Genomic DNA, 25,338 nt, shown 5'->3' with positions numbered 1-25,338 from the left:
ATGAAATTTAGTTCTAATGATTTCAAAAATTCATATGTAAATAAAACTTATACAAATGAAGCATATAATTCTCATTCAATAGAAAATATTAATGTATTTGTTAAAAAAACATATCAATTATTGGCTGGCAGTTTGATTGCCGGGGCGGTAGGTGCTTATGTTGGAATGGGCTTTGTAAGTAATATGATTAATCCTGTGACAGGAGGACTTACATTTACATACTGGGGTGCGGTAATACTTGAATTTATTTTGCTTTTTGGATTATTTGCAGCAAAAGACAAAACACCGCTTAATCTAGTGCTTTTATTTGCATTTACTTTTATGACAGGATTTACTCTTGCCCCGACTTTAGCTGTTTTTGTCGCCAGAAATATGGGATATGTAATCGGTGAGGCGTTTGGACTTACAGCTGTAGCATTTGGTGCTTTGACAATTTTTGCAATGAATACAAAAAAAGATTTCACTACAATGGGTAAAATGCTTTTTATTACATTAATTGTCTTAATTGTTGCAAGTATTGCAAATATTTTTTTACATTTGCCGATGCTTCAGTTAATTATCGCATCAGTGGGGGCGGTGTTATTTAGTATGTTTATTTTATTTGATACTCAAAATATCATAAGAGGAAATGTAAGCAGTGAAATTGAAGCCGCAGTTGCTCTTTATTTAGATTTTCTAAATCTATTTATTTCACTTCTTCAAATTTTAGGCTTTTTAAATAATGAAGAATAATTTATATCGAACAATAGATGCAAATATAAACAGATTTAAAGAAGGTATCAGGGTAGTAGAAGATATTTTAAGATATGAATTTTCTTCTCCTCTTGCTTTTAAGCTCAAAGAACTCAGACATATTAAACTTCCAGAATATGAAAAATATTTAAAATACAGAGATTCAATAAAAGATATTTTAAAAAAATCCATAAAGGACGAATTGACAAGAGGAGATTTGAAAGATATTATCATTTCTAATTTAAAAAGAGCTCAGGAAAGTGCAAGGGTTTTAGAGGAAATTTTTAAATTAATGGATGTTAATCTTTCAGAAAAATTTAAAAAAGCAAGATATTTATTGTATAATTACGAAAAAGAAATACTTTCTTTAATTGATAATGAAAAATTAAAAATGGATAATTAAATAAGAAATAAAATTATCCATTATATATTTTCAATTTTACATTAAATATGGGGACATAGCTCAGCTGGTAGAGCACTACGCTGGCAGCGTAGGGGTCACGGGTTCGAGTCCCGTTGTCTCCACCAATTCTCCATAATCGCTGAAAATTCCGTAAACTCCCGTTGAAAACAATTTGTCGGCTTCTTTTTTAGAATTTACTGTATAAACTAAAACTCTGTAATCTTTTAATTTTTTTAAAAATTTTTTTGTGGCTATTTTTTTTGAAATATGAACGGAATTAATATTTAATATTTTTAGATAATCTATTTCAAAAGGTTTGTCAAAAAGAGCGGCAATGGATATAGTGTTTTCTTTAAAAAAATTTAAATAACTGTGCTCAAAACTAGAAATTAAAACTTTATTTTCTAATTTAAATTTTTTTACTGTTTTTAATACTTTTTCCAAAAAAATTTTTTCATTTTTAAACACTTTTTTAAGTTCAATATTTACAGGCATATTTATTTCTTTGCATAAAGTTAAAGTTTCTTCAAGGGTCGGTATTTTTTCATTTGGGTAAATAGTGAAATTTTTTAATTCTTTTAATGTAAAATTATTTACTTTTCCTTCTCCGTTTGTGGTTCTGTCTATCGTGTCATCATGAATTACAACTATTTCATTGTCTTTTGTAAGGGTCACATCAAATTCTATAAAATCGGCTTTTGCATTTTTAAATGCGGTGAGGGTGTTTTCCGGGTATTTTGCGCTGTAACCTCTGTGGGCGCCGATTATATGGGGTTTATCGAAATTGTCGAAAAAATTCATTATAATTCCTTAAAAAAGGTTTGGATTGCTCACTTTTAAAAAACTTTTAAAAGAAATACAAAAATACAAAAAAGAATTTATAACCGCTCAAATTATAGCACTAATTGCCACCATTATTTCTATACCTATTCCACTTTTAATGCCTTTGCTCATAGATGAGGTGTTGTTAAATAAAGGCGGACGGTGGATAGATTTTATTAACTTTATTTTTGGAAATTGCAGTGCTTTTTGTTATGTGGCAGTTACCTTAAGTGTAGTTATTGCTTTAAGGGGTCTGTTTATTTTGTTAAATGTTTCCCAAACTTATTTTTTTGAAAAAATAACAAAAGATATAACCTATAAAATAAGAATCAGGGTGATTGAACATCTAAAAAGAATATCTCTTAATGAATACGAAAATTTAAAAACGGGGGATATTGCAAGCAGGCTTATAAGCGATGTGAATACGGTTGAAGAATTTTTAATAAAATCCGTTTCAAAATTTGTTATCTCTTTTTTGACGTTAATTGGAGTTGCAATAGTATTGCTTAGTATTAATTTAAAACTTGGGCTTTTTATACTTTTGCTTAATCCTTTTGTGGTAGTTCTTTCAGGAAAGCTGGCCAGAAAAGTTAAAAAATATAAACTTTCTCAAAATAAAACTATTTCTATTTTTCAGGAAGCGTTAATTGAGACATTAGAACTATTTGATCAGATAAAAGCATATAATAAAGAAAGTTTTTTCTTTAAAAGGCTGTTTTTATTAGCGCAGGAACTTAAAGAAAAATCATTTGAGTTTAGTTACAAAAGCGAAGCTTTTAATAAAGTCAGTTTTTTAATGTTTTTGATTGGTTATGAAGTTTTCAGAGCCGCCGGAATTTTGGCGGTTGCATATGATAATCTCAGTATCGGTATGATGATAGCAGTTTTCAGTTATCTCTGGTTTATGATGACCCCTATACAGGAGATTATAAATATTCAATATTCATTTTTCAGTGCAAAGGCTGCACTTGAGAGAATAAATAAACTCTTTGAGCTTAAAAAAGAACCGATTTACCCCCATAAGAAAAATCCTTTTAATAAAGAAGTGGAGATTGAAACTAAAAATTTATATTTTAAATATAAAGATGAATGGATTTTAGAAGATGTGAATGTAAAAATAGAGCCTTTTAAAATTACTGCGTTAATTGGTGCAAGCGGTGGGGGAAAAACAACGTTTGCAAAGCTTATTGCAGGGCTTTTGGTGGTTGATAAGGGGGTTATTTTATATAATGGGGTCAGTTTCAGGGAAATAGGACTAAATGAAATAAGAAATCATGTTGCTTTGATTTTGCAGGAAACCAAGCTTTTTAATGATACTTTGTACTTTAATCTGACTCTTGGCGAAAATTTCACTGAAAAAGAGATAATGGAGGCTTTAAAAAAAGCGGAACTCGTGAAAGTAGTGGAAAAACTTCCAGACGGTCTTGATACTTATATAGGCAAAAACGGAGTAAAACTGAGCGGTGGAGAAAGACAGAGGGTTGCAATTGCAAGGGCACTTTTATTTAAACCGAAAGTCGTAATTTTGGATGAATCAACTTCAGCCCTTGATATAGATACAGAAGACAGGGTATTTAAAAATATTGAAGATTTTCTGAAATCCAGAACTTCAATTATTATTGCCCACAGGGCTGAAACTATTGCAAAAGCGAATGAAATTTTGATGGTTAAGAATAGGAAAATCTTAAAAATATCATAAATCCAGAAATTTTTTTGCCCCCTTGAGTCTTGCTGTGTGCTGTTTTATCCATTCATCAAAAAAGTCTTCCCCTTTTTTCTTGCAGGTTGCAAGAAGCTCATAATAAGGATGGTTGGCTAATTCTTTTTTAAATTCTTTTTTAGTCAGTTTCAAGGCTTTTTTTAAATCTTTTTTTAAAGAATTGTATTTTTTTAAAAATTTATTTTCAATTTCAGTGAAATATTGGTATTTTTCACTCTCTTTATTTAAAATATTTTTATATTCGTTTGCTTTATTATTTAAAATTGCATAAATAATATTATGGGGCTCTATTTTTCCAAGCAGTTTGTGTTTTTTTAAATAACTTTGGGTTTTTAATTTTAAAAACTGCATATCTTCAAAAATCACCACCCATCCTTCAACATCTTCTTTTGTTTTGGCTAAGTTTAATAATTTTTCAAATGAATAATTAAAAATTTTCGGAGTTTTAATTCCGTAATTTTCAGCTTCTTTTTCAAAATTAAGTTCATATTTTCCTGTTTTTAAATCCCTTATCTGAGTTAAATATAGCAGTTCTTCTTTATAATCCATTACAACCTGTGTTTTTGGAGAAAAATATTCAAAGAAAGGGATTTTCCCCTTTTTAAATGTTTTAATAATAAATTCTTTTAGTTTTTTGTTTTCTTTTAAAATTTCATTGCATCTTTTAGCCTGATATGAATCAAAATTAAGTTTTGTTTTAAAATAAATTTCCCCCTCAATTAATACCGGTTGGATAAAAGTCCCGTCTATTTTTTCCGTAATTTTTATTATTTTTTTGTTTTTTACATCATCATACATAAAGCCCGGGGCCTGATTTAATTCAAAAAATTTGTGAATTCCAAGAAAGCGTGTATTTTCTACAAATGTAAGGCTTCTTAGTTCATACGCTTTAAATTTTTCAAATTCTTCATAATTCCCCTGTTTATAATGATAAATTGAAATTTTATTATTTAAAAATTCTAAATCTTTTCTAAAAAATTGTTTCGAATTTTTAATAATATAATTACATTCATCCATGCTTGGTATGTCAAACATTAACTAAACCTTTTTTAGTGTTATTATATCAAATTTTGTTTTTGCTTTTTTTGTTTTAAAGTGCTAAAATACAGCAAAAAAAGGAAAAAAATGAGAAGTGATGAAGTAAAAAAAGGATGGCATAGAGCGCCTCACAGAAGTTTGTTTAGAGCTACAGGTCTTAAAGATGAAGATTTTGACAAACCTTTTATTGCGGTTGCAAACTCTTTTGTGGAGGTGGTACCGGGACACTTCTTTTTAAATAAATATGCGGAAATTGTAAAAGATGAAATTAGAAAAAACGGATGCGTGCCTTTTGAATTTAATACAATCGGTGTGGATGATGGTATTGCAATGGGGCATGATGGTATGCTTTATTCTCTGCCAAGTAGAGAAATTATTGCAAACAGTGTTGAAACAATGATGAATGCCCATAAATTTGATGCACTTATCTGTATTCCAAACTGTGATAAAATAACTCCCGGTATGATTATGGGAGCACTCAGGGTAAATGTGCCTACAATCGTGGTAACAGGCGGTCCAATGAGGGCAGGACATATGAAAGACGGAACCCCGATTGATTTAGCTACTGTATTTGAAGGTCTTGGTAAATTTGAAAAAGGTGAAATTGACGAAAATACTTTATATGAATTGGAATGCAACGCATGTCCTGGCGGTGGAAGCTGTTCTGGTATGTTTACGGCAAATTCCATGAATACATTGATGGAAGCAATGGGTATTGCGCTAAAAGGAAACGGGACTGTTTTGGCTTTGACACCTGAGAGGGAAGAGTTACTTAGAAAAGCTGCAAGAAGAATCTGTGAAATCGCAAAAGATGAAAAACTTTATGAACAGTACAGAATTAAAAACATTATAAATGAAAAAGCAGTTCATAACGCATTTGTAGTTGATATGGCAATGGGCGGAAGTACAAATACTGTGCTTCATATGATGGCAATTGCAAAAGAAGCAGGGGTTGATTTTGATTTGGCAAAAATTAATGAAATAGCAAAACATGTAAGTCATATTGCAAAAATTTCTCCTTCACTTCAAACTGTTCATATGGAAGATATAAATAGAGCCGGTGGGATAAGTGCCGTTATGAAAGAGATTAGTAAAAGAAGTGATGTAGCGCTTTATCTTGACAACCCTGTAATTGAGGGGGGAACTGTAGCTGAGAGAATTAAAGATGCCGAGGTTCTTGATTATTCTGTAATCAAACCTGTGGAACATCCATACAGCGAAGTCGGAGGGCTTGCTATTTTATTCGGTAATCTTGCAGAGGAGGGATGCGTAATTAAAACTGCAGGAATTGTGGGAAGCAGAAAATTTACAGGGAAAGCGGTTTGCTTTAATTCACAACAAGAGGCAATTGATGGAATTGTCGGAGGAAAAGTAAAAGAAGGCGATGTTGTAGTTATTAGATATGAGGGACCAAAAGGCGGGCCTGGAATGCAGGAAATGCTAGCTCCTACAAGTTTAATTATGGGAATGGGACTTGGAGATAAAGTGGCACTTATTACTGATGGTAGATTCTCAGGTGCTACAAGAGGTCTTAGTATCGGACATGTGAGTCCGGAAGCGGCTGAGGGTGGAATGATAGGTTTGCTTAAAGACGGCGATATTATAGAAATTGATGCGGATAATTTTTCCATAAATGTGAAATTAAGCGATGAAGAAATTGAAAAAAGAAAAAAAGAATTTACTCCAATTAAAAAAGATGTACCTGGTCGTTGGCTAAAACAATATAGAGCTCTTGTAACAAATGCCTCAAATGGAGCTATTCTTAAAGCTGATTAGTGAAAAACATAATAAACACGGCTTTAGTTATTCTAAAGCTGGTTATTCCCTTTTATCTTTTAGCAGATATTTTAATCTATTTTCATATTTTGGAGCATATTTCTTTTTTATTTGAACCTTTTACTTATATTTTGGGATTTGATGAAAAGCTGGCTTTGAGTCTGGCTGCCGGAATGCTTTTTAATATTTATGCCGGGATTGCATTTGCGGCTCCTCTTAATTTGACTCCTTATGAATGGACAATGCTTGGACTTTTTATGGGTATAGCACATGCCTTGCCTGTTGAAAATGCAATAATGAAAAAACTTGGTATTTCTGTCTGGTATTCTACAATACTAAGAATAACAGGGGGAATTTTGGCCGTTTATATTTTTAAACTTTTTAATTTTAATTTGAATGGCGAAACTGTTTTAAAAAGTATGGAAATAAATCATTATAACAGTTTTTTTGATATGCTTTCACATTCTGTTTATAACGCTTCGGTTCTTGCTTTAAAAATTATTATTTTAATTTCAGTAATTATAGTTTTTATGGATTTTATAAAGACAAAATTTTTTAAAAATAAAAATATAAGTGCCCATTTTTCTATATTGACAGGGCTTATTCTCGGTATTACGTACGGAGCCGGGATTTTAATTAAAGAAAAAGAAAAACTATCAAGAAAGGAGATAATTTTTATTGGTACATTTTTAATGATATGCCATTCTGTTATTGAAGATACTGCACTTTTTGCAATATTTGGAGCAAGTATATGGATACTTATTTCTATTAGATTAATTTTGGCAATAATAATTTCTTATTTGGTTGTTAGATTATACAAATAAATCAAAATTGTTATCATTATTAAATATTTTATCAAATAATTTTTTTGCCTTCTCTGTTTCTTCAAAGGTTGCTTTAATCTGTTTTAAAATTTTATCAAAAACATCTACTGTTTTATTTTTTATTGCATTTTCGTGATTAATATTTTTTGGTTTAGGCAAAAATGATTTAATAGAATGGGCAATGTTTGTCATAACTTTTTCATTTGAATTTTTTTCTTTTAAAAATTTTTCAATTAAAGGTTTCGCTTTTTTAAGAGCTTCTTTTATTTCTTTTATATCATTTTTATCAAGTCCGTTCCCTTCATAATGGAATTTGTATTCAAAAGTGTGTTTTAGGGTGAATTCTTCAGAAATTAAGCCTCTATTCTTTTTAAAACTTGAACTTGCTTCAATTGAATCTTTTAAACTCAAATCTATTTTATCGCCGCTGCTTGTGGTAAATGAGAGATTTAAACTTGCAGAATTTAATCCATATCTGTCAATACTGAACATTTATTGCCTTTTTATTTTAAATCGGCGAAAAAGAAAAAAAATTAATCTTTTGACAATAATTAAATATATACTTCAAAGATAAAAATATTGCAGTTTCGAGCTTTATTTTGCTATGCATCACTCAAATTTTGCTAAAAATTGCAAACAGGAGAGCTGTTAAAAAAAACGACAACTGCTTGTCGTTTTTAGGCTCGCACGGCGATGAATTTGTGCAAATTTGCACTTTATACGCCTGCATCCCTTATGGGTTAAATGAATTTTTTAACGCAAAATTTTCGTTAAATTTCGTAACACTGTAATATTTTTTCTTTTTCGTTATTAATTAAATAATATTAATCCTCTTTAACTTCTATTGCCTGATATGTATAAATTACCGGATGATACTGTAAGCAGTCTCCCGCAAGGCCGGCTTTTAGGCAAAGATGTGCAAAAAACAGATCAAAATTAGGAAGTTCCTCCCACACGCTTGGCAGAAAAGTCGCCTGATGGTTTGCAAGCTGAAGTATTACCCCGTCAACACCCGGTCTTATTTTTTGTCTTAAATCATTTACATCTTCATATTCAAGTTTTTCAGGAATTGTAAGAACACTGACTTCTATTTCTATTTCGTCAAATTCTTCAGGTCTTAACGGTTCAAATCTAGGGTCTCCAAAGGCTGCCGCTTTTGCATTTTCTATAACATCCTCAATTAACGGTCTGTATGGCAGGATTGAACCTATACAACCTCTGAGATTACTTCCTCTTGGCATATTTTTTTTCTTTAAAGTTACAAAACAGGCTCTTTTTTCAGCCAAAAACGGATATTTTTCTATCCATTCATCCTTATCAATTAATTTTTTACCTTCAAATTCTTCCAAAATTGAAAGCCTTGCGAGTTTTGGCAAAATTTTTAAATTTTCCATTTTCCCCTCCTTAAACTTTTATTAATTATATCATAAAAGTTTAGTTTAATCAACTTAAATTATTTACAATACTAACTAAATAGATACTTCAAAGATAAAAATATTATAGCTTCGAGCTTCATTTTGCTATGCACCACTAAATTTTGCTAAAAATTGCAAACAGGAGAGCTGTTAAACAAACGACAACTGCTTGTCGTTTTTAGGCTCGTACGGCGATGAATTTGTGCAAATTTGCACTTCATACGCCTGCAACCCTTACGGGTTAAATGCAATTTTTTTAACGCGAAAATTTCGTTAAATTCCGCTATGCTGTAATATTTTTACTTTTTTGTTATTTTTAGTCAATGTCATATTTTGCATTATCCATTTTTCATTATTCATTTACTAAGTTGGGCTCTTTCTTCAAGATTATACAGCCAGATAAAAACTTCCACAACCGCCTCATACATTTTAGGAGGTATTTCTTCATTTACTTGTACATTTAAAAGTGTATTAACAAGCTCTTCATTTTGAAAAAGGGGTACATCAAATTTTTTTGCTTTTTGTATAATTTTTTTTGCGATTTCCCCAGTTCCTTTTGCAATAACTTTTGGTACGTTTTCTTCGTAAACCTTATATTTTAGGGCCACAGCTTTAGTATTTGTAAATTTTTTCATAAACCGGGCCTTTTTTTGTAAGGGTTGATTTGTAAAGATATACTTCAAGAGGTACAACAAAATCAATATTTTGCCATTTTTTTATTTTTTCATTTAATTTGTCTTGATTTTTTATATTTTTAATCCTGCAGAGTGTTATATGTGGTAAAAACGGTTTATTGTCTGTAAGGTTAAATTTTTCATTTATTTCTTTATTAACCCTATCATCCATGTCGGTTTTCAAATATAGAATTTTTCCGTTTAATAAGCCCATTCCTTTAATTTTCCATTTTCCATTATCAATTTTCAATTTTGTTTTGTATTTTTCCGGGTTGTCCTCCCCTATGAATTTATGCGTTAAATGCAAATTCCACCCTTCCACCCATTTACCGTCGATAATGTCTTTAAAATCGTTTTTTATTGCCTGATAAACCGGTAAATTTACGGGAGTGGCGATAAAAAGTCTCAATGCATAATCCTTGATATGATATAAAAAACAGCGCTTAAAACAACTGAAATTAAAATTGACGAAGTTATAGGAAAATAAAAAGTGAAATTTTCTTTTTGAATTACAATATCGCCAGGCAGGTGAAAAAGCGGAAAATCTTTAAAAAAATATAAAATAAGCCCGATTATTATAAAAATTATGCCAATAAAAATAAAAATTTTAGCCATTAAAAGCCTTTTTCATTTTTTATATTATAACAAAAACTTTTCACTTTTCATTTTTCATTTTTCGCTTATTGATTTTGGTTATAATTCCAATAAAAAAGGATTAAAATGCCTATGACCATTACTGAAAAAATTTTTGCGGAACACATTGGAAGGGAAGTAAAACCCGGTGAAATTATTATGTGTGATGTAGATATGACAATAGGAAATGATATTACTACCCCTATTTCAATTAGGGCATTTAAAGAAAGCGGGGCAAAAAAACTTGCAAAACCTGATAATTTTGCAATAGTGCTTGACCATTTTATTCCCCCAAAAGATATAGCAAGTGCAAACCAGGCAAAAATCAACAGGGATTTTGCTTATGAGCATGATTTAAAAAACTTTTTTGATGAAAAAGATATGGGAATTGAACATAGACTTTTACCTGAAAAAGGGCTTGTAATTCCTGGGGATGTAATAATCGGGGCTGATAGCCACACATGCACCCACGGGGCGCTCGGGGCATTTTCCACAGGGATGGGAAGTACCGATATCGCTTTTTGTATGATTACCGGGAAAAGCTGGTTTAAAATTCCTGAAAGCATTAAAGTAGTTTTCACTGGTAAAAGAGGAGAGCATGTTTACGGTAAAGATTTGATACTTGAGCTAATCAGAAGAATAGGTGTTGATGGTGCATTATACAAAGCGCTTGAATTTACAGGCGATACAATTGAGGAACTTCCAATGGATGACAGGATGAGTTTGTGCAATATGGCGATTGAGGCCGGTGCAAAAAACGGAATTATCGCTTATGATAAGATTACGGAGGTGTTTTTGGAAGAAGTTAAAAAATACAATCCTTTGCGTGCTGAGCCGAAAATCCACTATTCAGACCCTGATGCCAAATATGCCAAAACTATAGAAATTGATGTTAGCAAACTTGAACCGCTTGTAGCTTATCCGTTTCTGCCAAGCAACGGAAAACCGATAAGCGAAGCGGTAAAAGATGATATTGAAATTCATCAGGTATATATAGGAAGCTGTACAAACGGAACTTTAAGTGACCTTAGAACTGCGGCAAATATTCTAAAAGGGAAAAGAGTCCATAGAAGAGTCAGACTAATTGTGACTCCGGCAACTCAGAGAATTTATAAACAGGCGGAACACGAGGGAATTATTGATACTTTAATTGATGCGGGTGCTGTTGTGGCAAATCCGACCTGTGGCGCATGTCTTGGAGGATATATGGGAATTTTGGGTGATGGTGAAAGAGCGGTTGCCACCACAAACAGAAACTTCCGTGGAAGAATGGGAAGCAGAAATTCCGAAGTGTATCTAAGTAACTCAGCAGTGGCGGCTGCAAGTGCGATTGCAGGAAAAATTGCCGATCCAAGGGAAATAGACTAAGTTAAAAATTAAGGTTATAAATGAATATAATTGACAGCGTAATTTTAGGGACGGTAGAAGGGATTACTGAGTTTTTACCTATCTCTTCCACAGCCCATATGATTATAGTTTCAACTCTTCTTGGTCTAAAACAGACTCTTAACAATGTTGCATTTGAAGTTATTATTCAATTAGGGGCGACTCTTGCTATTGTTATGATTTATCTTAATAAAATCAATTTTAAAGAGTTTGAATTATGGAAAAAAGTAATTTTGGCATTTTTACCCCTTGCAGTTATCGGATTTTTGTTAAGGCATCAGATAAAAGAACTTTTTACCGTTACAACCGTTGCCTGGATGTTTATTATAGGCGGTATTGTTTTTTTTATAGTTGAGAAACTATACAATGAAGAAAATAAAATAAACGAGGTAGAAAAAGTAAATTTCAAGCAGGCGTTTATAATAGGGGTTTTTCAGGTGTTTGCTTTGATTCCGGGCACCAGTAGAAGCGGGGCTACGATTGTAGGCGGAATGCTGGGGGGACTTACTAGAAAAACGGCGGCGGATTTCAGTTTTTTGCTTGCAATTCCTACAATGTTTGCCGCAAGCGGATATGAGTTTTTAAAAAATATCCATAATTTTAAAAACCAAAACGGGATAGTTTTAGCCGTTGGATTTATAATAAGCTTTATTTCTGCATATATTGCGGTTAAATGGTTTTTAAGGTTTGTTGAAAAATATACTCTTATTCCTTTTGGAATTTACAGAATTGTTTTTGGGTTTGCACTTCTTTATCTTATTCATATAGGATTTATTGCATGAAAAAAATAGGATTTTGGGAAGCGTATTCTATCGGTGTGGGGGGAATGATAGGAGGCGGTATTTTTGCCGTTTTGGGTCTTACCATTCTTCTTGCAAAAGGTGCTGCACCCGTTTCTTTTCTATTTGCTGGTTTTATCGCTTTGGTTACATCTTATTCATATGCGAAGCTTTCAGTGCGTTTTCCCTCAGAAGGCGGGACCGTTGAATTTTTAGTGAGGGCTTTTAAAAACAATCTTTTTACAGGTTATTTAAATACTCTTTTGCTTGCTTCTTATATTATAATGCTTTCCCTTTATTCCTACGCATTTGGAAGTTATGCATCGGCTCTTTTTATAGGAGGAGAAGTAGCTCTTGCAAAAAAAATATTTATAGTTATTGTAATTTCTTTTTTTACAATTCTTAATTTTTTGGGGGCGTATGTAAGCGGTAAAGCTGAAGATATAATGGTATTTATAAAAGTCGGAATCTTACTTCTTTTTTCAATGCTTGGATTTTTAACGGGGAATTTTTCAAAATTATCTCCTGAGCAATGGGAGAGTTTATTAAATATTATGACAGGCGGACTTATAATATTTGTGGCGTATGAGGGGTTTGAACTAATCGCAAATACGGCCCAGGATGTGGAGGATCCTGAAAGAACTCTTCCTAAAGCGTTTTATTGGGCTGTTTCAACCACTATTTTCATTTATGTATTGGTAAGTATTGTAACGGTTGCAAATGTTACTTATGAAGATGTGAAAAAATATCAGGATTATGTGTTGGCTGTTGCAGCTGAACCTTTTTTGGGAAAAGCAGGATTTACCCTTATAGGGATTGCCGCTCTTTTATCTACTTCATCCGCTATTAATGCGACTTTATACGGAAGTGCCAGAGTCAGCTATCTGGTTGCAAAATTTGGAGCACTTCCTAAAAATTTAACTAAAAATATATGGAATCACGGAACAGAAGGTCTTTTAATTTTAGCGATACTTACAATAATTTTTTCTCTTACCTTTAATTTAGAAAATATATCAATTGCAGGGAGTTTGGGGTTTTTAATAGTATTTGCCTTTGTTAATTTAGCCAATTTTAAGTTATCAAAATATACCGATTCAAATCCTTTAATTTCTCTATTTGGCTTTTTGCTCTGTTTGATTTCGATTATTACACTTATTATTTATAATTTAAAAACTAACCCTGATTCGCTGGCTTCATCATTTGTAGTACTTGTTTTGACTTTTTTATTTGAAGTCGGTTATAGGGTTTTTACAGATACAAGGCTTAAAGAAACTATTGATATAAAATTAGAAGAAAGGGAAAATCTGTTAAAAAACGCTGAAAAATATATTGATAAAATTTCATCTTCCATTAAAAACAATATTTCGGATTCTGAAATTTATCTTGTGGGCAAATATCTTTCCTCCGATAAATCTAAAGCGGGACATGTAAATTTTTATCTGTTTTCCGATGAAAATAAAGAAAAAATAAACAGTGTTGTGGAAAAAATAGAAAAAGATTTGAATTTACCCTCATACAGTCCTTTTAATATTAAAGTTTTTAATAAAGCTCAAAAAAATAAATTACCGAAAGAGAATAAAAAACTATGAACTGCTTAGTGCCTGAGTGGGAAAAACAGGAGTTTGTACAGCTTGTGTTTCCCCATAAAAATACAGACTGGGAATGCTGTTTAAAAGAAGCTGTTGAAACTTTCACTGAAACAGCTTATGCGATTGCGGGGTATCAAAAGGTTTTGATTTGTTATGAAGATGAAAATACAATAAAGCATCTGAAACATAAAAATTTTATATTTAAAAAAGTTAAAAACAATGACACATGGACCAGGGATTTTGGGGCAATAAGTGTAAAAATAGACGGAGAAGTGAAACTGCTTGATTTTAAATTTAACGGCTGGGGTTTAAAATTTCCTAGCAATTATGATAATTTAATAAGCAGAAAGATTTTTAAATTACATAAAAGTTATAATTTTGTGCTTGAAGGTGGAAGTATAGATACAAACGGGGAAATTTTGCTTACTACAACCCAGTGTCTTTTAGAAGAAAACAGAAATTATCCTATGAGTAAAGAGGAAATAGAAAAATTTTTAAAAAGTGAACTTTTTGTAAAAGAGATAATATGGTTAAATCACGGATTTTTAGAAGGTGATGATACGGATTCTCATATTGATACATTGGCAAGATTTGTAAATAAAGATACAATAGTTTACTGCAAGTGTGAAGATAAAAATGATATACATTATGAAGAACTCAAAAAAATGGAAAAAGAACTTAAAAAAACAAAATTTAATTTAATTCCCCTGCCTCTCCCGTCCCCCAAAATTTATGAAGGGGAGAGACTTCCTGCAACTTATGCCAATTTTTTAATAATAAATAATGCTGTATTGCTTCCTGTGTATGAAGATAAAAAAGATAAGTATGTTTATGATTTGTTTTGTGAAATTTTTCCCGAGAGGGAAATAATTCCTATAAATGCAAATGTGCTGATAAGACAGCACGGGAGTATTCACTGTATAAGTAAAGAGTATTTTAATGAACCTGAGCAAATTATCACTAAGTGAATTAAAAGAGCTTTTAGAAGAAGTAAAAGCGGAGATAAAAAAAAGAAAAAGTTATTGGTTTTCTTTTAAAACCCCAAAATGCTTTAATCCTGCAAAACATGGACCGGCTTACATTGCAAAACTATATCTTGTAGATGACAGGATTGAGAGGGAATTTTTTCTCGATAACGGTAAAGAGTGGTGTAAAAAGAAAAAATATTACAAAACTTCATGGGATATTGAACTGAATGAAGGTGATGTGATTGAATGCAGGCTGCAAGAAGGCGGTAAATTTGATAAAAGGGAGTGGTATACCGTGGAAAACGGGGAACTTTTGCCTCTTAGCGATTTAAGTGAAGCTATTGAGAAATTGAAAAATTAATAAATATGCACGGCAAGCCAGATAGCGATTTTTTTAGTTTTTAAAAGTGTATGGGGTGTATTTGCCGGAATAAAAAGTGTATCTCCGCTTTTTAGCTTTTTAATCTCTCCATTTATTTCTATTTTTGCACAGCCTTTTAATAAAACTACAAATTCATCCTCTTTTTGAATGAAAGTCTGGGGAGTTTTTAGTGTATTTGAAATTATTTTTTTAATTTCTACATTTTTGTACTTTAAAAGCGTTTCAAAAATTTCCGAATCAATTTCTGGCAGATTTTTTATTTCGTAAATATTCATCCGATTTTCTCCAAAAAAGTTTTAATGCCTTTTTTTCTCTCCATCCAAGGCGGTAATAAATAATATTGTCCAAATAATTTTTTGCCTCTTTTGTTGAAATTCCGAGTTTTTTAGCATATTTTTTAATAGTTAAGTAAGGGACTTTTTGTTTTTTTCTTAAAAATTCATTTATAAGTTTTTCGTATTGTTTAAAATTTTTATTTGCGCAAAATGTGGCAAAAACAAAAGGAAGTTTGTATTTTTCATACCAGACTTCAGCTAGATCTATGCAGTTTTTTTGTTTAAACGCTTTATCTCCTATTACAACCTGACCTTTTAAATTCAAAATATTTTTTAACATATTGGATGTGTCGCTTTCGCTGTCAAATCCTTCGCCGGGACATAAAAGGACTGTTTTAACTTTTCTCTTTACAGCAATTCCAGCGTTGAAGCATTTTTCGTTTTTACCTTTAATTGAAGATATAAAAGCGGCATCAATAATCCTTTTTTTGTATAATTTATTTATGTTTGATGGAACGCCTTTTATTATTGGGATATTCTTTTTTTTCAAAAATTGGTAAAATGGTAAAAGGTTTAAGTAATTAATATGACCTATTTTCATAACAGCCTTTTTTTGAAATTTTAGCATAAAGGATATAAATGGTAACAGTTGAATTTTTAGGACCTATTCAAATAGATAAAAAAGAGTTTGATGTAAAAAGTGTAAGAGAGTTAAAAGATGAACTGCATAAAATACCAGAACTTGAAGATTGGCTGGAAAGTTTGGCAATAGCGGTAAATGACAAAATAATTGATTCTCTTGATACTCCTTTAAAAGACGGGGACCATGTGGTATTGCTCCCGCCGGTTTGTGGAGGGTAAAAGTAAGTTAAAAATGAAAAGTGAAAAGTGAAAGGAATAAAATGGTTGAGATTTTTAAAGGCGGAATTCCTGTAATTGAAACACTTGAGAGGTGGTATGAGGATTTTAAGCTTGAAGGCTATGGGGCTATGATTCCTTTTATCGGAATAGTGAGACCTGATAACGGGATTGAGGGGCTTAGTTTTGATTTATATCTGCCCCTTCTTAATGAATGGTTTAAAAAATGGAATGAATTACCTGATGCAAAAATAAAGATGGCTCATAGTTTTGGTGATGTAAAAGTGGGGGAGACCAGTTTTTTATGTGCGGTTTTTACAAAACACAGACGTGAAGGGTTTAAATATCTTGAAGAGTTTGTAGAGGATTTTAAAGCGAATGCCCCTATTTGGAAATATGATTTGATAGATGGTAAAAGAATTTTTGCTGAAGATAGGGCAAAACCTCTGCCGCAGGCGGGAATACTTAAATAAATGTACAATGAAATATGGAGATTTGAAAATTAAGAATGAAAAGTTAAAAGTGAAAAATATAAGAAGGAGAGAAAATGGCTCATATAAGTTTTGAAGAGTCTCAACAAATTTTAAAAGAAAATTTACCTGGTAATAAAGATTCTGAAAAAGTATTTTTGGATACTGCCCTAAATAGGGTGTTAGCCGAAGATATTGTTGCAAAATACAATAATCCGTATATGCCTACAGCTTCAATGGATGGATATGCTATTAAATATGAAGATATGGATAAAGAGATAAAAATAATAGGTAGAAATCCCGCTGGAAGTTTTGAATTTAATAAAATAAATTCAGGTGAAGCTGTTAAAACTTTTACAGGCTCATTTATGCCGGAAGGCAGCGATACATTGGTGCCTATTGAAAATGTAGAAGTTAGAGGGGATAAGTTAATAGTAAAGGAAAAAGTTGAAAGAGGTTATTCGGTAAGGCCTGTCGGGGAAGATTTCAAAGAGGGAGAAGTTTTGATTAAAGAAGGAACTTTAATTAATGCCGGTGAAATAGGCGTTTTGGCATCTCTTGGAAAAAGCTGCGTTTATGTAACTCAAAAGCCTATTATTTCAGTTCTTGCAACAGGAGAAGAAATAGCGGATATTAACGATGAGGTTAAAATGGGGCAGATCAGAAGTTCAAACAATTATACTTTGACTGCTCTTGCTAGAAGTTTTGGTTATGATGTAAAAAATTTGGGAATAGCAGGGGATAAAAGGGATGAAATAAAAAATAAAATTTTAAATGCCCTTAATTCAAGTGATATTGTGGTTACAACAGGGGGAGTAAGTGTGGGAGATTTTGATTTTGTAAAAGAAATAACTGGTGAATTTGATGTATTGTTTCACGGGGTAAATATAAAACCGGGTCAATGGATAATGGTGGCAAAGGCAGGCGGTAAATATATCGTTTCACTTCCAGGATTTCCATACAGTTCGTTTGTAACGTTTCTTTTGTATGTTGTGCCTATTGCTGATGCATTTGAAAACAAACAATCAATCGAGTTTTTAACAGCAACTCTTAGAGATAATTTTAAAAAAGTTTTCAAAAAAACACAATTTGTTGCTGTAAATTTGAGCTTTGAAAATGGAGAATATGTTGTCGATACAAGAGGTAAAAAAAGTGGAAGTAGCGGGATACTCACTAATCTGATAAATACAAAAGCTTTAATGTGGCTTGACGAGGGGCTGTATGAATTAAAAGCAGGAAGTAAAGTTAAGATTATTAAATTCTTTTAATAAAAAAACTTGACAAGTGAATACTCAAATGATATAATTATAAAAAACTTAAGGAGAGGAAATGGCAAGAGTAGTGGGATTTAAAAAATTAGAAGCAATATTTAGAAAAGCTGCTGGAGTGGATTTAGATAAATCAAAAGCAGATGAAATACTCGATATAGTTGAGAAAAAATTTCACGATATGCTTTTAGTTGCAGTTGAAAAAGCTGGATATAATGGAAGAGATGTTATTATGGAACCTGATATGCCTGTAACAAAAGGTTTTGAAGAATCTCTTAGACAATTTAGAGAACTTGAAGAAGTAGTGGATTTACAGGATGTTTTAGCATATCTAGAAAAAATTCCGCCATTAAAATATCCGATTTCAGCAGATCTTGAAGCAAAACTTCCTGAATATATCGGGGCATTAATGCTAATTATTGCAAGAGTGTTAAAAGAGCTTGGAGCTGAGAGAAAACCGTCAAGTGAAGATATTAAAAAAGCAAGCAAAATTTTAGATTTAACTCTTTAATCTCTTTTTGCTACAATTCCTAAAAAAAGGAATTGTAGCATGATAAAAACTCCTGCATATGTAATAGAAGAAGAAAAATTAGAAAAAAATCTACAAATTCTTGACAATCTTCAAAAACAAGCCGGTTGTAAAATTTTAGTTGCCCTGAAAGGTTATGCTGCCTGGTCTACTTTTGATTTGCTTGAGAAATATTTAAGCGGTGCTACTGCAAGCGGGCTTTGGGAAGCAAAGCTTGGAAATATGAAACCGTGGGAGGTACATACGTATTCACCCGCATATAAAGATGATGAAATTGATGAAATTGCCGAGATTTCCCACACTGTTGTATTTAATTCATTTAATCAGCTTGAGAGATTTGAAAATAGGGTTAAAGATAAGGCATTAATAGGTCTTAGGGTAAATCCTGGAGTATCATCTGCCCCTGTAGCATTATATGACCCTTGCGCCCCTTTCAGCCGTCTTGGTATTACAAAAGAAAATTTCAGGGCCGATAAACTTAAAAATGTAAGCGGACTTCATTTTCACGCACTTTGCGAACAATTAGACACTGCGCTTGAGAGGACACTTGAAGGATTTGAAAAAAATTTTGGAGAATATTTAAAAGATATGGAATGGGTCAATTTTGGAGGGGGCCATCATATTACAAGAGCTGAATATAATGTAGAAAATTTAATTAAAATTATTAAAGAATTTAAAAGCCGTTATCCAAATATTAAAGATGTTTATCTCGAACCGGGTGAAGCTGTGGGACTGAATGCCGGATATTTAGAGGCTGAAGTTCTTGATATTATAGATAACGGAATGAAAATAGCAATTCTTGATACCTCAGCAGAAGCACATATGCCAGATGTATTAGCAATGCCTTATCGTCCGGAAGTCAGAAATGCCGGAAAATCGGGAGAGAAAAAATATACTTACAGATTGGGGGGAGTAACCTGTTTGGCCGGTGATGTAATAGGAGATTACAGTTTTGATGAATCTCTTAAAGTCGGAGATAGGATTATTTTTGAGGATATGGCGATTTACACTTATGTGAAAAATACTGCATTTAACGGGGTAAAACTACCGAGTATTGTAATAAAAAGAAAAGACGGAAGCTTTTTTGTATCCCGTGAATTTCATTATGAAGATTTCAGGGACAGATTGAGTTGATTTTTTAATAAAAAATTAATACAATACAAAATAAAAAAATTAAAGGAGAAAGAGATGAAAGGGAAAGTATTAGATTTTAATTTACAGGAAGGAAGAGGAATAATAAGCGGGGATGACGGAAAAAGATATGAATTTGAAATAAAAGAATGGAAAGAGCAGACCCCTCCCCAAAAAAACGATGTAGTTGATTTTGAGGTAAGTGAAGACGGTAAAGCGGCGGGAATTTATTATGATTCTGACAATTCTAATGTATCAGGTGAAAAAAGTAAAATTGTTGCATTTTTATTAGCGTTTTTCTTAGGAGGATTCGGAGTACATAAATTTTATTTGGGATGTACTAAAGAAGGTATCATAATGTTGGTTATTTTTCTTTTAGGTTTTATATTGGCCGGAATACCTTCTTTTATAATAGCGGTAATTGCATTTATTGAATCTTTAATTTACATATTTAAATCTGATAAGGAATTTGAAGAAACATATGTTAAAAATAAAAAATGTTGGTTTTAACAGATGAGAGGGAAAGTATTAGATTTTAATTTACAGGAAGGAAGAGGAATAATAAGCGGGGATGACGGAAAAAGATATGAATTTGAAATAAAAGAATGGAAAGAGCAGACCCCTCCCCAAAAAAACGATGTAGTTGATTTTGAGGTAAGTGAAGACGGTAAAGCGGCGGGAATTTATTTAATACAAAAAAATGATATAAAAATGTCTGAAAACATTAGAACATTCGGGGGCATAGGGGGTGTTTTATTATTAATTGCCGGTTTTGTTTCCCCTGTTCCTCATATAGGTCCGGCTTTTTCTTTTCTTTTAAGTATTGTGGGATTTATTTTAATAGCTATTGCTATTAAACAGTTAAGTGAATATAAAAAGGAAGAAAAAGCATTTAAAAATTTTATTATCGGTTCAATATTATATTTAATCAATTATTTTTTATTTTTATTTTTTATAATAACTATTTTTATTGCCATTTTGGCGGAAAGTGAAAATTACTCTTATGAAATGGATTCAAGTTGGTTAATTGTAGTAGCAATAGGAGTTATAGTATATATTTTGGGAATTATTAGTTCCTTGTTTTATAAAAAAAGTTTTAATTCTATATTTAAAATAACAAATGAGAAACTCTTTTCAATTGGCGGTAATCTTATTTTTATAGGAAGTATTTTATCAATCGTTTTGGTTGGTTTTGTAATTATTTTTATCGGCTGGATTTTTATTACTATAGGATTTTTTTCTTTAAAAGAAAATCGATAATTTGACTTTTTTTTCTTTCATAAATATAATACGGCCTAAAAAAGGCCTTATGTGAGTAAAAAATTAATAATAGTTGAATCTCCCGCAAAAGCAAAAACAATTAAAAATTTTTTGGGCAGGGATTATGATGTAGTTGCAAGTAAAGGGCATATAAGGGATTTGCCTAAAACTTCATTTGGTATAAAAATAGAAGATGATAAATTTATTCCTCAATACCGCGTTACAAAAGATCACCAATCAATTGCAAAAGAGCTTAAAGAAAAAGCGAAGAAAGCCGAGACTGTTTATATTGCCACTGATGAAGACAGAGAGGGAGAGGCAATAGGCTACCACATTGCAAATGTAATCGGTAAAAAACCGGAAGAACTTCCGAGAATTGTATTTCATGAAATTACAAAAACCGCTATCAAAAACGCTTTAAATAATCCCAGAAAACTTGATTTAAACAGGGTAAATGCCCAGCAGGCCAGAAGACTGCTTGATAGGATTGTTGGTTATAAACTCTCACCCCTTCTTAATAAAAAAATTCAAAAAGGACTTAGTGCCGGTAGGGTTCAAAGTGCAGCCCTTAAGCTTGTTGTTGACAGGGAAAGAGAAATTAGAGAATTTAAACCTCAGGAATACTGGAGCATAGAAGGGATTTTTAAGAAAAAAGAGGGCAGTTTAATCAAATATAACGGTAAAAAACTTGAAAAGTTTGATATTAAGACAAAAGATGAGGCCGAGAGTATTGTAAATGAATTAAAACCTCTTGAGTATACCGTCAGTAAAATAGAAAAGAAAAAAACAAAAATAAAATCCCCTGCTCCTTTTATGACTTCAACACTTCAGCAGGTAGCAAGCAGCGAGCTAGGGTTTTCTCCTAGAAAAACAATGCAGATTGCCCAAAAACTATATGAAGGTGTGAAAACACCAGTAGGTGAAACAGGGATTATTACATATATGAGGACTGACAGTTTAAATATTGCAAAAGAGGCCCAGGAAGCGGCAGTTAAGTTTATAAAGGAAAATATCGGCGAAAATTATGCAGAGCCTAAAACATATAAAACTAAATCATCAGCAGCTCAGGAAGCGCACGAGGCGATAAGGCCGGTTGATGTGAGACTGACTCCAGAGGATTTGAAGAATTATTTGAGCAAAGACGAATTGAAACTTTATACATTGATTTATAACAGATTTTTGGCAAGTCAAATGAAAGATGCTCAGTATGAAACTCAAAACATTTATCTTACAAATGAAAAAGGTGAATTTAAAATAAGCGGCAAAAAGTTAGTGTTTGACGGATTTTATAAAGTTTACGGGAAGCCTAGTGCCGATGAATTACTGCCTGAATTCAGTGAGGGTGAAAAGTTAAAACCGGAGGATATTAAAGCGACTCAGCACTTTACAAAACCTCCTGAGAGATATACGGAGGCTAGTTTAATTAAAAAACTTGAATCTCTCGGAATCGGCAGGCCTTCAACTTATGCACCAACCATTACACTTTTGCAAAACAGAAACTATGTAGAGGTTAAAGAAAAAAAACTTCATCCAACGGAAATTGCTTTTAATGTGATTGAAACGCTTGAGAGATACTTTCCCAATATTGTAGATGCCAATTTTACAGCAAATATGGAAGAGATGTTAGATAAAATTGCTGTTGGTAAAAAAGAGTGGCAGGAGATGTTAAAAGAATTTTATGGTCCTTTTATGCAACTTATAGATAAAGGATATAAAGAAATTCCATCTCAAAAAATAGCAAAACCTATTGATGAAACCTGTCCTCAGTGCGGGGCTCCTTTAGTAATTAGAAAAGGAAGATTCGGGGAATTTATTGCATGCAGCTCTTATCCAAAATGCAAATATACAAGACCTATTGAAGAAAAAGAAGAAAAAAAGGTGGATGTAAAATGTGATAAATGCGGAGCCGATATGGTTGTTAAAAGAGGTAAAAACGGTGAATTTTTGGCATGCAGCAATTATCCTGAGTGTAAAAACACCAAACCTTTAAACGAGCCTGAAGTGCTTGAAGACGTTAAATGTCCTGAATGCGGTGGGGACATTGTAAAAAGAAAATCAAGAAGAGGTGAATTTTACGGATGCAGCAATTATCCAGAGTGTAATTTTATTTCAAAATACAGACCGACTAATGAAAAATGCCCTGAATGCGGATATATAATGGCTAAAAGGACTTACAGGGGAAAAGAAGTACTTGAATGTATAAAATGTAAAACAAGGAAAGAAATTTGAGAGTAGGAATTATTTCTGATACACATAAAAAAGCGGGTAGGGCTAAAAAAGCAATAGACCTCCTTTTAAATCAAGGTGTTGAATTTATTGTCCATGCCGGGGATGTTGTAAGAGAGGAAGTTTTAGAATATTTAGAGGAAAAAATAAGATATGTGGCGGTCCTTGGAAATAATGACCATCATTTATATTCAGTCGTAGATAAATACAATCTTGTAACAGAACCGTATTATTTTAAGTTGGCAAATAAAACATGGAAACTTATGCATTATCCAAAATATATTTTTCCTCTTGATACCGATATTATTGTTTACGGGCATACTCACGATGTTGATATAAGTTTTAACGGTAAAAATTTAATACTCAATCCCGGGGAAGCGTGTGCAAGAGACCACGGATTTTCTACATGTATGAGTCTGGATATTGAACCAAACAAATATATTGTAACGTTTTATTACAGAAAAATAGGTGAAGATAATTGGAAAAGTAAGGTCAAGGAATTTGTATATTGAAAAACAAAACTCTTGAATATTATGAGAAAAATTTTGATAAATTAGTTGATAGATATGAAAAAGCAAATTTGGATTTTATTCATAAAATTATTTTAAATAATGTCAAAAAAGATGATTTTATCCTTGAACTTGGATTTGGAAGCGGAAGGGAGCTTAATTTTCTGTTTAAAAACGGATATAAAAATTTATACGGAATTGACGGAAGTAAGAAATTTGTTGAATTTGTAAAACATAGATTTGAAAGCGATAATTTTAAGGTCTCAATTCTTCCCGAAATAAATATAGATAAAAAATTTGATTTTATCTATTCCATTGCTGTAATTATGCATTTGCCAATCTCTTTTTATGAAAAATTAATAAAAAATATTTCTGACAGATTAAAACCGGGAGGCAGGGTTTTTATAAGTTTTTCATTGGGAAAAAGGGATGATAAAGAGAGGGATTTTTATGAAGTGGATGAGAATCTGTTAGAAGATTTTTTTAGAAAATATAATATTTACAAGCAAAATGAAATCTTAACTACTGATTCATTAAACAGAAATATAAAATGGAAAAATATTCTTTATCAAAAACAATGAATAATCTTGATTTAGATGCGGTTATTGAAATAAATAAAATTATTGAAAGAGATACACTTGAGAGCAGTTATAAACTTGCACTTTTAAAATCGATAATCCAGGTTATAAAAAAATATGACCATCATATTGAAACGGAAAATGATAAAGTAAAAATACCGTTTTATTTTGTGGTGGAAGAGTGGTTTTTTTATTATATCCCTTTTGAATATTTGGGTATTAATCAACACAGAAGTAAAAAAATGGTTTTAAATAATTCTGTTGATGTATTATATAAAAAACTTTTTGAAGAGTTTGGCTTTTGTAATGAAAAAGACTGGAAATGTATATATGCCAATATTTATAAAAAATATTTTAGTTTCGAATTAGATATTAGTTTGTTGTTTAGAGAACTTAGAAAACTGATTTATAACAATCCGATGAAATATATGGGAGATGAAAAATATCAGTTTTTTAAAGATATAGAAAAACCGAAAAGAAATTTTGAGAGAAAAAATTTTAAAAATTTTGGTTATTTTTCAATAGATAAAAAAATTTATAAAATTTTGAAATATTTGGGAGATAATTTTTATGGTCTAAATACTATAATTTTCAGGTGGGAAGAGTTGTTAAACAGGATAAATAAATTTTCTTATATTGAGGATATTAAGGAAATTTTAACTCATAATATTGATACTGTTATAAGAGATACATCTGAAATTCAAAAAATTTTTAAGAATAAAGAAGTTTATTGTATATGGAGCGGTAAAAAAATAAAAAAGTTTGATGTGGACCATTTATTGCCTTTTTCGGTTTTTATGAATAACGATTACTGGAATTTGTTACCTGCTATGCCGGAGATAAATAATAAAAAAAGAGATAAAATACCATCTCCTAGATTAATTGAAAATTCAAAAGATAGAATTTTGAATTATTGGTATATTTATAAAAAAGAGTTTAAAAATTTTGATTCTCAAATACAGATCGCATTGGGTTTATATGATAATGAAACTGAATATATTGGAGAATTAAAGAAAAAATGTGATTTTTTAATTAATAAACTCGGTTATCCGGCTTTTACGATTTAATGCTATAATTAATTAAAAATAATTAA

Annotated in this window: 30 protein-coding genes and 1 tRNA gene; 22 read left to right on the top strand and 9 right to left on the bottom strand. The window is 31.5% G+C overall.

Translation table 11 applies throughout. The features are described 5' to 3' along the window. The 3 genes from LNAT_RS08590 (at position 1) to LNAT_RS08580 (ending at position 1,260) form a co-directional block, all read left to right on the top strand. Positions 1 to 732, top strand: a complete 732-nt coding sequence (locus LNAT_RS08590; protein ID WP_096260196.1) for a Bax inhibitor-1/YccA family protein — start codon at positions 1 to 3, stop codon at positions 730 to 732. After that, entirely contained in the window at positions 722 to 1,135 is a 414-nt protein-coding gene (locus LNAT_RS08585) for a thiamine-phosphate pyrophosphorylase (RefSeq protein WP_096260195.1), read from the top strand. Before LNAT_RS08590 ends, LNAT_RS08585 begins: the two co-directional genes overlap by 11 nt. A 49-nt stretch (positions 1,136 to 1,184) precedes the next feature. After that, positions 1,185 to 1,260: transfer RNA gene (locus LNAT_RS08580), tRNA-Ala, on the top strand. On the opposite strand, the gene LNAT_RS09035 is transcribed toward LNAT_RS08580, so the two are convergent. Continuing rightward, a complete protein-coding gene (locus tag LNAT_RS09035; RefSeq protein WP_096260219.1) occupies positions 1,211 to 1,936 on the bottom strand; it encodes a glycerophosphodiester phosphodiesterase in 726 nt (241 codons plus the stop codon). The genes LNAT_RS08580 and LNAT_RS09035 overlap by 50 nt on opposite strands. Positions 1,937 to 1,961: 25 nt before the next feature. Between LNAT_RS09035 and LNAT_RS08570 the strand changes: the two genes are divergently transcribed. Then, on the top strand, positions 1,962 to 3,656 hold the full coding sequence (locus tag LNAT_RS08570; protein WP_096260194.1) for an ABC transporter ATP-binding protein: 1,695 nt from the start codon (positions 1,962 to 1,964) through the stop codon (positions 3,654 to 3,656). On the opposite strand, the gene LNAT_RS08565 is transcribed toward LNAT_RS08570, so the two are convergent. After that, positions 3,651 to 4,712 (bottom strand): hypothetical protein, encoded by a 1,062-nt coding sequence (locus tag LNAT_RS08565; protein WP_096260193.1) that lies wholly within the window; start codon positions 4,710 to 4,712, stop codon positions 3,651 to 3,653. The two genes, LNAT_RS08570 and LNAT_RS08565, sit on opposite strands and share 6 nt — an antisense overlap. 90 nt (positions 4,713 to 4,802) lie before the next feature. On the opposite strand from LNAT_RS08565, the gene ilvD reads away from it, so the two are divergent. Together ilvD and LNAT_RS08555 are read left to right on the top strand one after the other, a co-directional pair. After that, complete coding sequence (ilvD, locus tag LNAT_RS08560) at positions 4,803 to 6,491, top strand: dihydroxy-acid dehydratase (RefSeq protein WP_096260192.1); 1,689 nt, start codon at positions 4,803 to 4,805, stop codon at positions 6,489 to 6,491. Continuing rightward, positions 6,491 to 7,315 carry a nucleoside recognition protein gene (locus LNAT_RS08555; RefSeq protein WP_096260191.1) on the top strand — a complete coding sequence of 275 codons (825 nt, stop codon included), beginning with the start codon at positions 6,491 to 6,493 and terminating at the stop codon, positions 7,313 to 7,315. Before ilvD ends, LNAT_RS08555 begins: the two co-directional genes overlap by 1 nt. Here the strand turns inward: LNAT_RS08555 and LNAT_RS08550 are convergent. The 5 genes from LNAT_RS08550 to LNAT_RS08530 all read right to left on the bottom strand — a co-directional run bounded on the left by LNAT_RS08550 (position 7,304) and on the right by LNAT_RS08530 (position 10,019). Then, entirely contained in the window at positions 7,304 to 7,807 is a 504-nt protein-coding gene (locus LNAT_RS08550) for an ATP/GTP-binding protein (RefSeq protein WP_096260190.1), read from the bottom strand. The two genes, LNAT_RS08555 and LNAT_RS08550, sit on opposite strands and share 12 nt — an antisense overlap. 332 nt (positions 7,808 to 8,139) lie before the next feature. Then, positions 8,140 to 8,709 (bottom strand): AmmeMemoRadiSam system protein A, encoded by a 570-nt coding sequence (gene amrA, locus LNAT_RS08545; protein ID WP_096260189.1) that lies wholly within the window; start codon positions 8,707 to 8,709, stop codon positions 8,140 to 8,142. Between the two features lie 377 nt (positions 8,710 to 9,086). Beyond that, on the bottom strand, positions 9,087 to 9,365 hold the full coding sequence (locus tag LNAT_RS08540) for an EscU/YscU/HrcU family type III secretion system export apparatus switch protein (RefSeq protein WP_096260188.1): 279 nt from the start codon (positions 9,363 to 9,365) through the stop codon (positions 9,087 to 9,089). Next, positions 9,343 to 9,813, bottom strand: a complete 471-nt coding sequence (locus LNAT_RS08535; protein ID WP_096260187.1) for a 2'-5' RNA ligase family protein — start codon at positions 9,811 to 9,813, stop codon at positions 9,343 to 9,345. The genes LNAT_RS08540 and LNAT_RS08535 overlap by 23 nt, the downstream gene beginning before the upstream one ends. Then, positions 9,810 to 10,019, bottom strand: a complete 210-nt coding sequence (locus tag LNAT_RS08530; RefSeq protein ID WP_096260186.1) for a DUF2905 domain-containing protein — start codon at positions 10,017 to 10,019, stop codon at positions 9,810 to 9,812. The genes LNAT_RS08535 and LNAT_RS08530 overlap by 4 nt, the downstream gene beginning before the upstream one ends. 105 nt (positions 10,020 to 10,124) lie before the next feature. Between LNAT_RS08530 and leuC the strand changes: the two genes are divergently transcribed. Genes leuC through LNAT_RS08505 form a run of 5 tightly spaced genes read left to right on the top strand, consistent with a single transcriptional unit; the run spans position 10,125 to position 15,120 of the window. After that, entirely contained in the window at positions 10,125 to 11,405 is a 1,281-nt protein-coding gene (leuC, locus tag LNAT_RS08525) for a 3-isopropylmalate dehydratase large subunit (RefSeq protein WP_096260185.1), read from the top strand. A gap of 20 nt (positions 11,406 to 11,425) precedes the next feature. Next, complete coding sequence (locus LNAT_RS08520) at positions 11,426 to 12,205, top strand: undecaprenyl-diphosphate phosphatase (protein WP_096260184.1); 780 nt, start codon at positions 11,426 to 11,428, stop codon at positions 12,203 to 12,205. Then, complete coding sequence (locus LNAT_RS08515) at positions 12,202 to 13,791, top strand: APC family permease (protein ID WP_096260183.1); 1,590 nt, start codon at positions 12,202 to 12,204, stop codon at positions 13,789 to 13,791. Before LNAT_RS08520 ends, LNAT_RS08515 begins: the two co-directional genes overlap by 4 nt. Then, positions 13,788 to 14,759 (top strand): agmatine deiminase family protein, encoded by a 972-nt coding sequence (locus LNAT_RS08510; protein WP_096260182.1) that lies wholly within the window; start codon positions 13,788 to 13,790, stop codon positions 14,757 to 14,759. Before LNAT_RS08515 ends, LNAT_RS08510 begins: the two co-directional genes overlap by 4 nt. Continuing rightward, positions 14,731 to 15,120, top strand: coding sequence for a hypothetical protein (locus tag LNAT_RS08505; protein WP_096260181.1), 390 nt, complete (start codon positions 14,731 to 14,733; stop codon positions 15,118 to 15,120). The genes LNAT_RS08510 and LNAT_RS08505 overlap by 29 nt, the downstream gene beginning before the upstream one ends. Here LNAT_RS08505 and LNAT_RS08500 read toward each other — a convergent pair. Both LNAT_RS08500 and LNAT_RS08495 read right to left on the bottom strand, forming a co-directional pair. Further along, positions 15,117 to 15,416 (bottom strand): cupin domain-containing protein, encoded by a 300-nt coding sequence (locus tag LNAT_RS08500; RefSeq protein WP_096260180.1) that lies wholly within the window; start codon positions 15,414 to 15,416, stop codon positions 15,117 to 15,119. The genes LNAT_RS08505 and LNAT_RS08500 overlap by 4 nt on opposite strands. Then, positions 15,379 to 16,017 (bottom strand): MqnA/MqnD/SBP family protein, encoded by a 639-nt coding sequence (locus LNAT_RS08495; protein WP_172413527.1) that lies wholly within the window; start codon positions 16,015 to 16,017, stop codon positions 15,379 to 15,381. The genes LNAT_RS08500 and LNAT_RS08495 overlap by 38 nt, the downstream gene beginning before the upstream one ends. A gap of 38 nt (positions 16,018 to 16,055) precedes the next feature. Here LNAT_RS08495 and LNAT_RS08490 point away from each other — a divergent pair, with 38 nt between their 5' ends. From LNAT_RS08490 to LNAT_RS08440, 11 genes are all read left to right on the top strand, one after another. Next, positions 16,056 to 16,277 carry a MoaD/ThiS family protein gene (locus LNAT_RS08490; RefSeq protein ID WP_096260178.1) on the top strand — a complete coding sequence of 74 codons (222 nt, stop codon included), beginning with the start codon at positions 16,056 to 16,058 and terminating at the stop codon, positions 16,275 to 16,277. Positions 16,278 to 16,318: 41 nt separating this feature from the next. After that, positions 16,319 to 16,747 carry a molybdopterin synthase catalytic subunit gene (locus LNAT_RS08485; RefSeq protein ID WP_096260177.1) on the top strand — a complete coding sequence of 143 codons (429 nt, stop codon included), beginning with the start codon at positions 16,319 to 16,321 and terminating at the stop codon, positions 16,745 to 16,747. Between the two features lie 74 nt (positions 16,748 to 16,821). After that, on the top strand, positions 16,822 to 18,012 hold the full coding sequence (locus LNAT_RS08480) for a molybdopterin molybdotransferase MoeA (protein ID WP_096260176.1): 1,191 nt from the start codon (positions 16,822 to 16,824) through the stop codon (positions 18,010 to 18,012). Between the two features lie 61 nt (positions 18,013 to 18,073). Next, positions 18,074 to 18,523, top strand: a complete 450-nt coding sequence (locus LNAT_RS08475; RefSeq protein WP_096260175.1) for a DUF1931 family protein — start codon at positions 18,074 to 18,076, stop codon at positions 18,521 to 18,523. A 39-nt stretch (positions 18,524 to 18,562) separates the two neighbouring features. Next, positions 18,563 to 19,675: a carboxynorspermidine decarboxylase gene (nspC, locus tag LNAT_RS08470; protein ID WP_096260174.1), complete on the top strand. Its 1,113-nt coding sequence runs from the start codon at positions 18,563 to 18,565 to the stop codon at positions 19,673 to 19,675. Between the two features lie 54 nt (positions 19,676 to 19,729). Next, on the top strand, positions 19,730 to 20,182 hold the full coding sequence (locus tag LNAT_RS08465) for a TM2 domain-containing protein (RefSeq protein WP_096260173.1): 453 nt from the start codon (positions 19,730 to 19,732) through the stop codon (positions 20,180 to 20,182). Between the two features lie 3 nt (positions 20,183 to 20,185). Beyond that, a complete protein-coding gene (locus LNAT_RS08460; protein ID WP_096260172.1) occupies positions 20,186 to 20,932 on the top strand; it encodes a DUF996 domain-containing protein in 747 nt (248 codons plus the stop codon). Between the two features lie 51 nt (positions 20,933 to 20,983). Continuing rightward, positions 20,984 to 23,161, top strand: a complete 2,178-nt coding sequence (gene topA / locus LNAT_RS08455) for a type I DNA topoisomerase (protein ID WP_096260171.1) — start codon at positions 20,984 to 20,986, stop codon at positions 23,159 to 23,161. Then, on the top strand, positions 23,158 to 23,670 hold the full coding sequence (locus tag LNAT_RS08450) for a metallophosphoesterase family protein (RefSeq protein ID WP_096260170.1): 513 nt from the start codon (positions 23,158 to 23,160) through the stop codon (positions 23,668 to 23,670). Before topA ends, LNAT_RS08450 begins: the two co-directional genes overlap by 4 nt. Then, positions 23,667 to 24,248, top strand: a complete 582-nt coding sequence (locus tag LNAT_RS08445; protein ID WP_172413526.1) for a class I SAM-dependent methyltransferase — start codon at positions 23,667 to 23,669, stop codon at positions 24,246 to 24,248. Before LNAT_RS08450 ends, LNAT_RS08445 begins: the two co-directional genes overlap by 4 nt. Then, positions 24,218 to 25,312, top strand: a complete 1,095-nt coding sequence (locus tag LNAT_RS08440; protein ID WP_096260168.1) for an HNH endonuclease domain-containing protein — start codon at positions 24,218 to 24,220, stop codon at positions 25,310 to 25,312. The genes LNAT_RS08445 and LNAT_RS08440 overlap by 31 nt, the downstream gene beginning before the upstream one ends. Positions 25,313 to 25,338: the final 26 nt, after the last annotated feature.

Origin of the sequence: Lebetimonas natsushimae (genome assembly GCF_002335445.1) — a bacterium.
Taxonomy (GTDB): Bacteria; Campylobacterota; Campylobacteria; order Campylobacterales; family Nautiliaceae; genus Lebetimonas; species Lebetimonas natsushimae.
Note: the sequence above shows the minus strand (reverse complement) of the source record. Positions and strands in the feature narration are given on the sequence as shown.

Excerpts from the sequence above, each read along its gene's own strand:
- LNAT_RS08590 (WP_096260196.1), top strand. The coding sequence starts at position 1 with ATGAAATTTAGTTCTAATGATTTCAAAAATTCATATGTAAATAAAACT.
- LNAT_RS08585 (WP_096260195.1), top strand. The coding sequence starts at position 722 with ATGAAGAATAATTTATATCGAACAATAGATGCAAATATAAACAGATTT.
- LNAT_RS09035 (WP_096260219.1), bottom strand. The coding sequence starts at position 1,936 with ATGAATTTTTTCGACAATTTCGATAAACCCCATATAATCGGCGCCCAC.
- LNAT_RS08565 (WP_096260193.1), bottom strand. The coding sequence starts at position 4,712 with ATGTTTGACATACCAAGCATGGATGAATGTAATTATATTATTAAAAAT.
- ilvD (WP_096260192.1), top strand. The coding sequence starts at position 4,803 with ATGAGAAGTGATGAAGTAAAAAAAGGATGGCATAGAGCGCCTCACAGA.
- LNAT_RS08550 (WP_096260190.1), bottom strand. The coding sequence starts at position 7,807 with ATGTTCAGTATTGACAGATATGGATTAAATTCTGCAAGTTTAAATCTC.
- amrA (WP_096260189.1), bottom strand. The coding sequence starts at position 8,709 with ATGGAAAATTTAAAAATTTTGCCAAAACTCGCAAGGCTTTCAATTTTG.
- LNAT_RS08540 (WP_096260188.1), bottom strand. The coding sequence starts at position 9,365 with ATGAAAAAATTTACAAATACTAAAGCTGTGGCCCTAAAATATAAGGTT.
- LNAT_RS08530 (WP_096260186.1), bottom strand. The coding sequence starts at position 10,019 with ATGGCTAAAATTTTTATTTTTATTGGCATAATTTTTATAATAATCGGG.
- leuC (WP_096260185.1), top strand. The coding sequence starts at position 10,125 with ATGCCTATGACCATTACTGAAAAAATTTTTGCGGAACACATTGGAAGG.
- LNAT_RS08520 (WP_096260184.1), top strand. The coding sequence starts at position 11,426 with ATGAATATAATTGACAGCGTAATTTTAGGGACGGTAGAAGGGATTACT.
- LNAT_RS08515 (WP_096260183.1), top strand. The coding sequence starts at position 12,202 with ATGAAAAAAATAGGATTTTGGGAAGCGTATTCTATCGGTGTGGGGGGA.
- LNAT_RS08510 (WP_096260182.1), top strand. The coding sequence starts at position 13,788 with ATGAACTGCTTAGTGCCTGAGTGGGAAAAACAGGAGTTTGTACAGCTT.
- LNAT_RS08505 (WP_096260181.1), top strand. The coding sequence starts at position 14,731 with ATGAACCTGAGCAAATTATCACTAAGTGAATTAAAAGAGCTTTTAGAA.
- LNAT_RS08500 (WP_096260180.1), bottom strand. The coding sequence starts at position 15,416 with ATGAATATTTACGAAATAAAAAATCTGCCAGAAATTGATTCGGAAATT.
- LNAT_RS08495 (WP_172413527.1), bottom strand. The coding sequence starts at position 16,017 with ATGAAAATAGGTCATATTAATTACTTAAACCTTTTACCATTTTACCAA.
- LNAT_RS08490 (WP_096260178.1), top strand. The coding sequence starts at position 16,056 with ATGGTAACAGTTGAATTTTTAGGACCTATTCAAATAGATAAAAAAGAG.
- LNAT_RS08485 (WP_096260177.1), top strand. The coding sequence starts at position 16,319 with ATGGTTGAGATTTTTAAAGGCGGAATTCCTGTAATTGAAACACTTGAG.
- LNAT_RS08480 (WP_096260176.1), top strand. The coding sequence starts at position 16,822 with ATGGCTCATATAAGTTTTGAAGAGTCTCAACAAATTTTAAAAGAAAAT.
- LNAT_RS08475 (WP_096260175.1), top strand. The coding sequence starts at position 18,074 with ATGGCAAGAGTAGTGGGATTTAAAAAATTAGAAGCAATATTTAGAAAA.
- nspC (WP_096260174.1), top strand. The coding sequence starts at position 18,563 with ATGATAAAAACTCCTGCATATGTAATAGAAGAAGAAAAATTAGAAAAA.
- LNAT_RS08465 (WP_096260173.1), top strand. The coding sequence starts at position 19,730 with ATGAAAGGGAAAGTATTAGATTTTAATTTACAGGAAGGAAGAGGAATA.
- LNAT_RS08460 (WP_096260172.1), top strand. The coding sequence starts at position 20,186 with ATGAGAGGGAAAGTATTAGATTTTAATTTACAGGAAGGAAGAGGAATA.
- LNAT_RS08440 (WP_096260168.1), top strand. The coding sequence starts at position 24,218 with ATGGAAAAATATTCTTTATCAAAAACAATGAATAATCTTGATTTAGAT.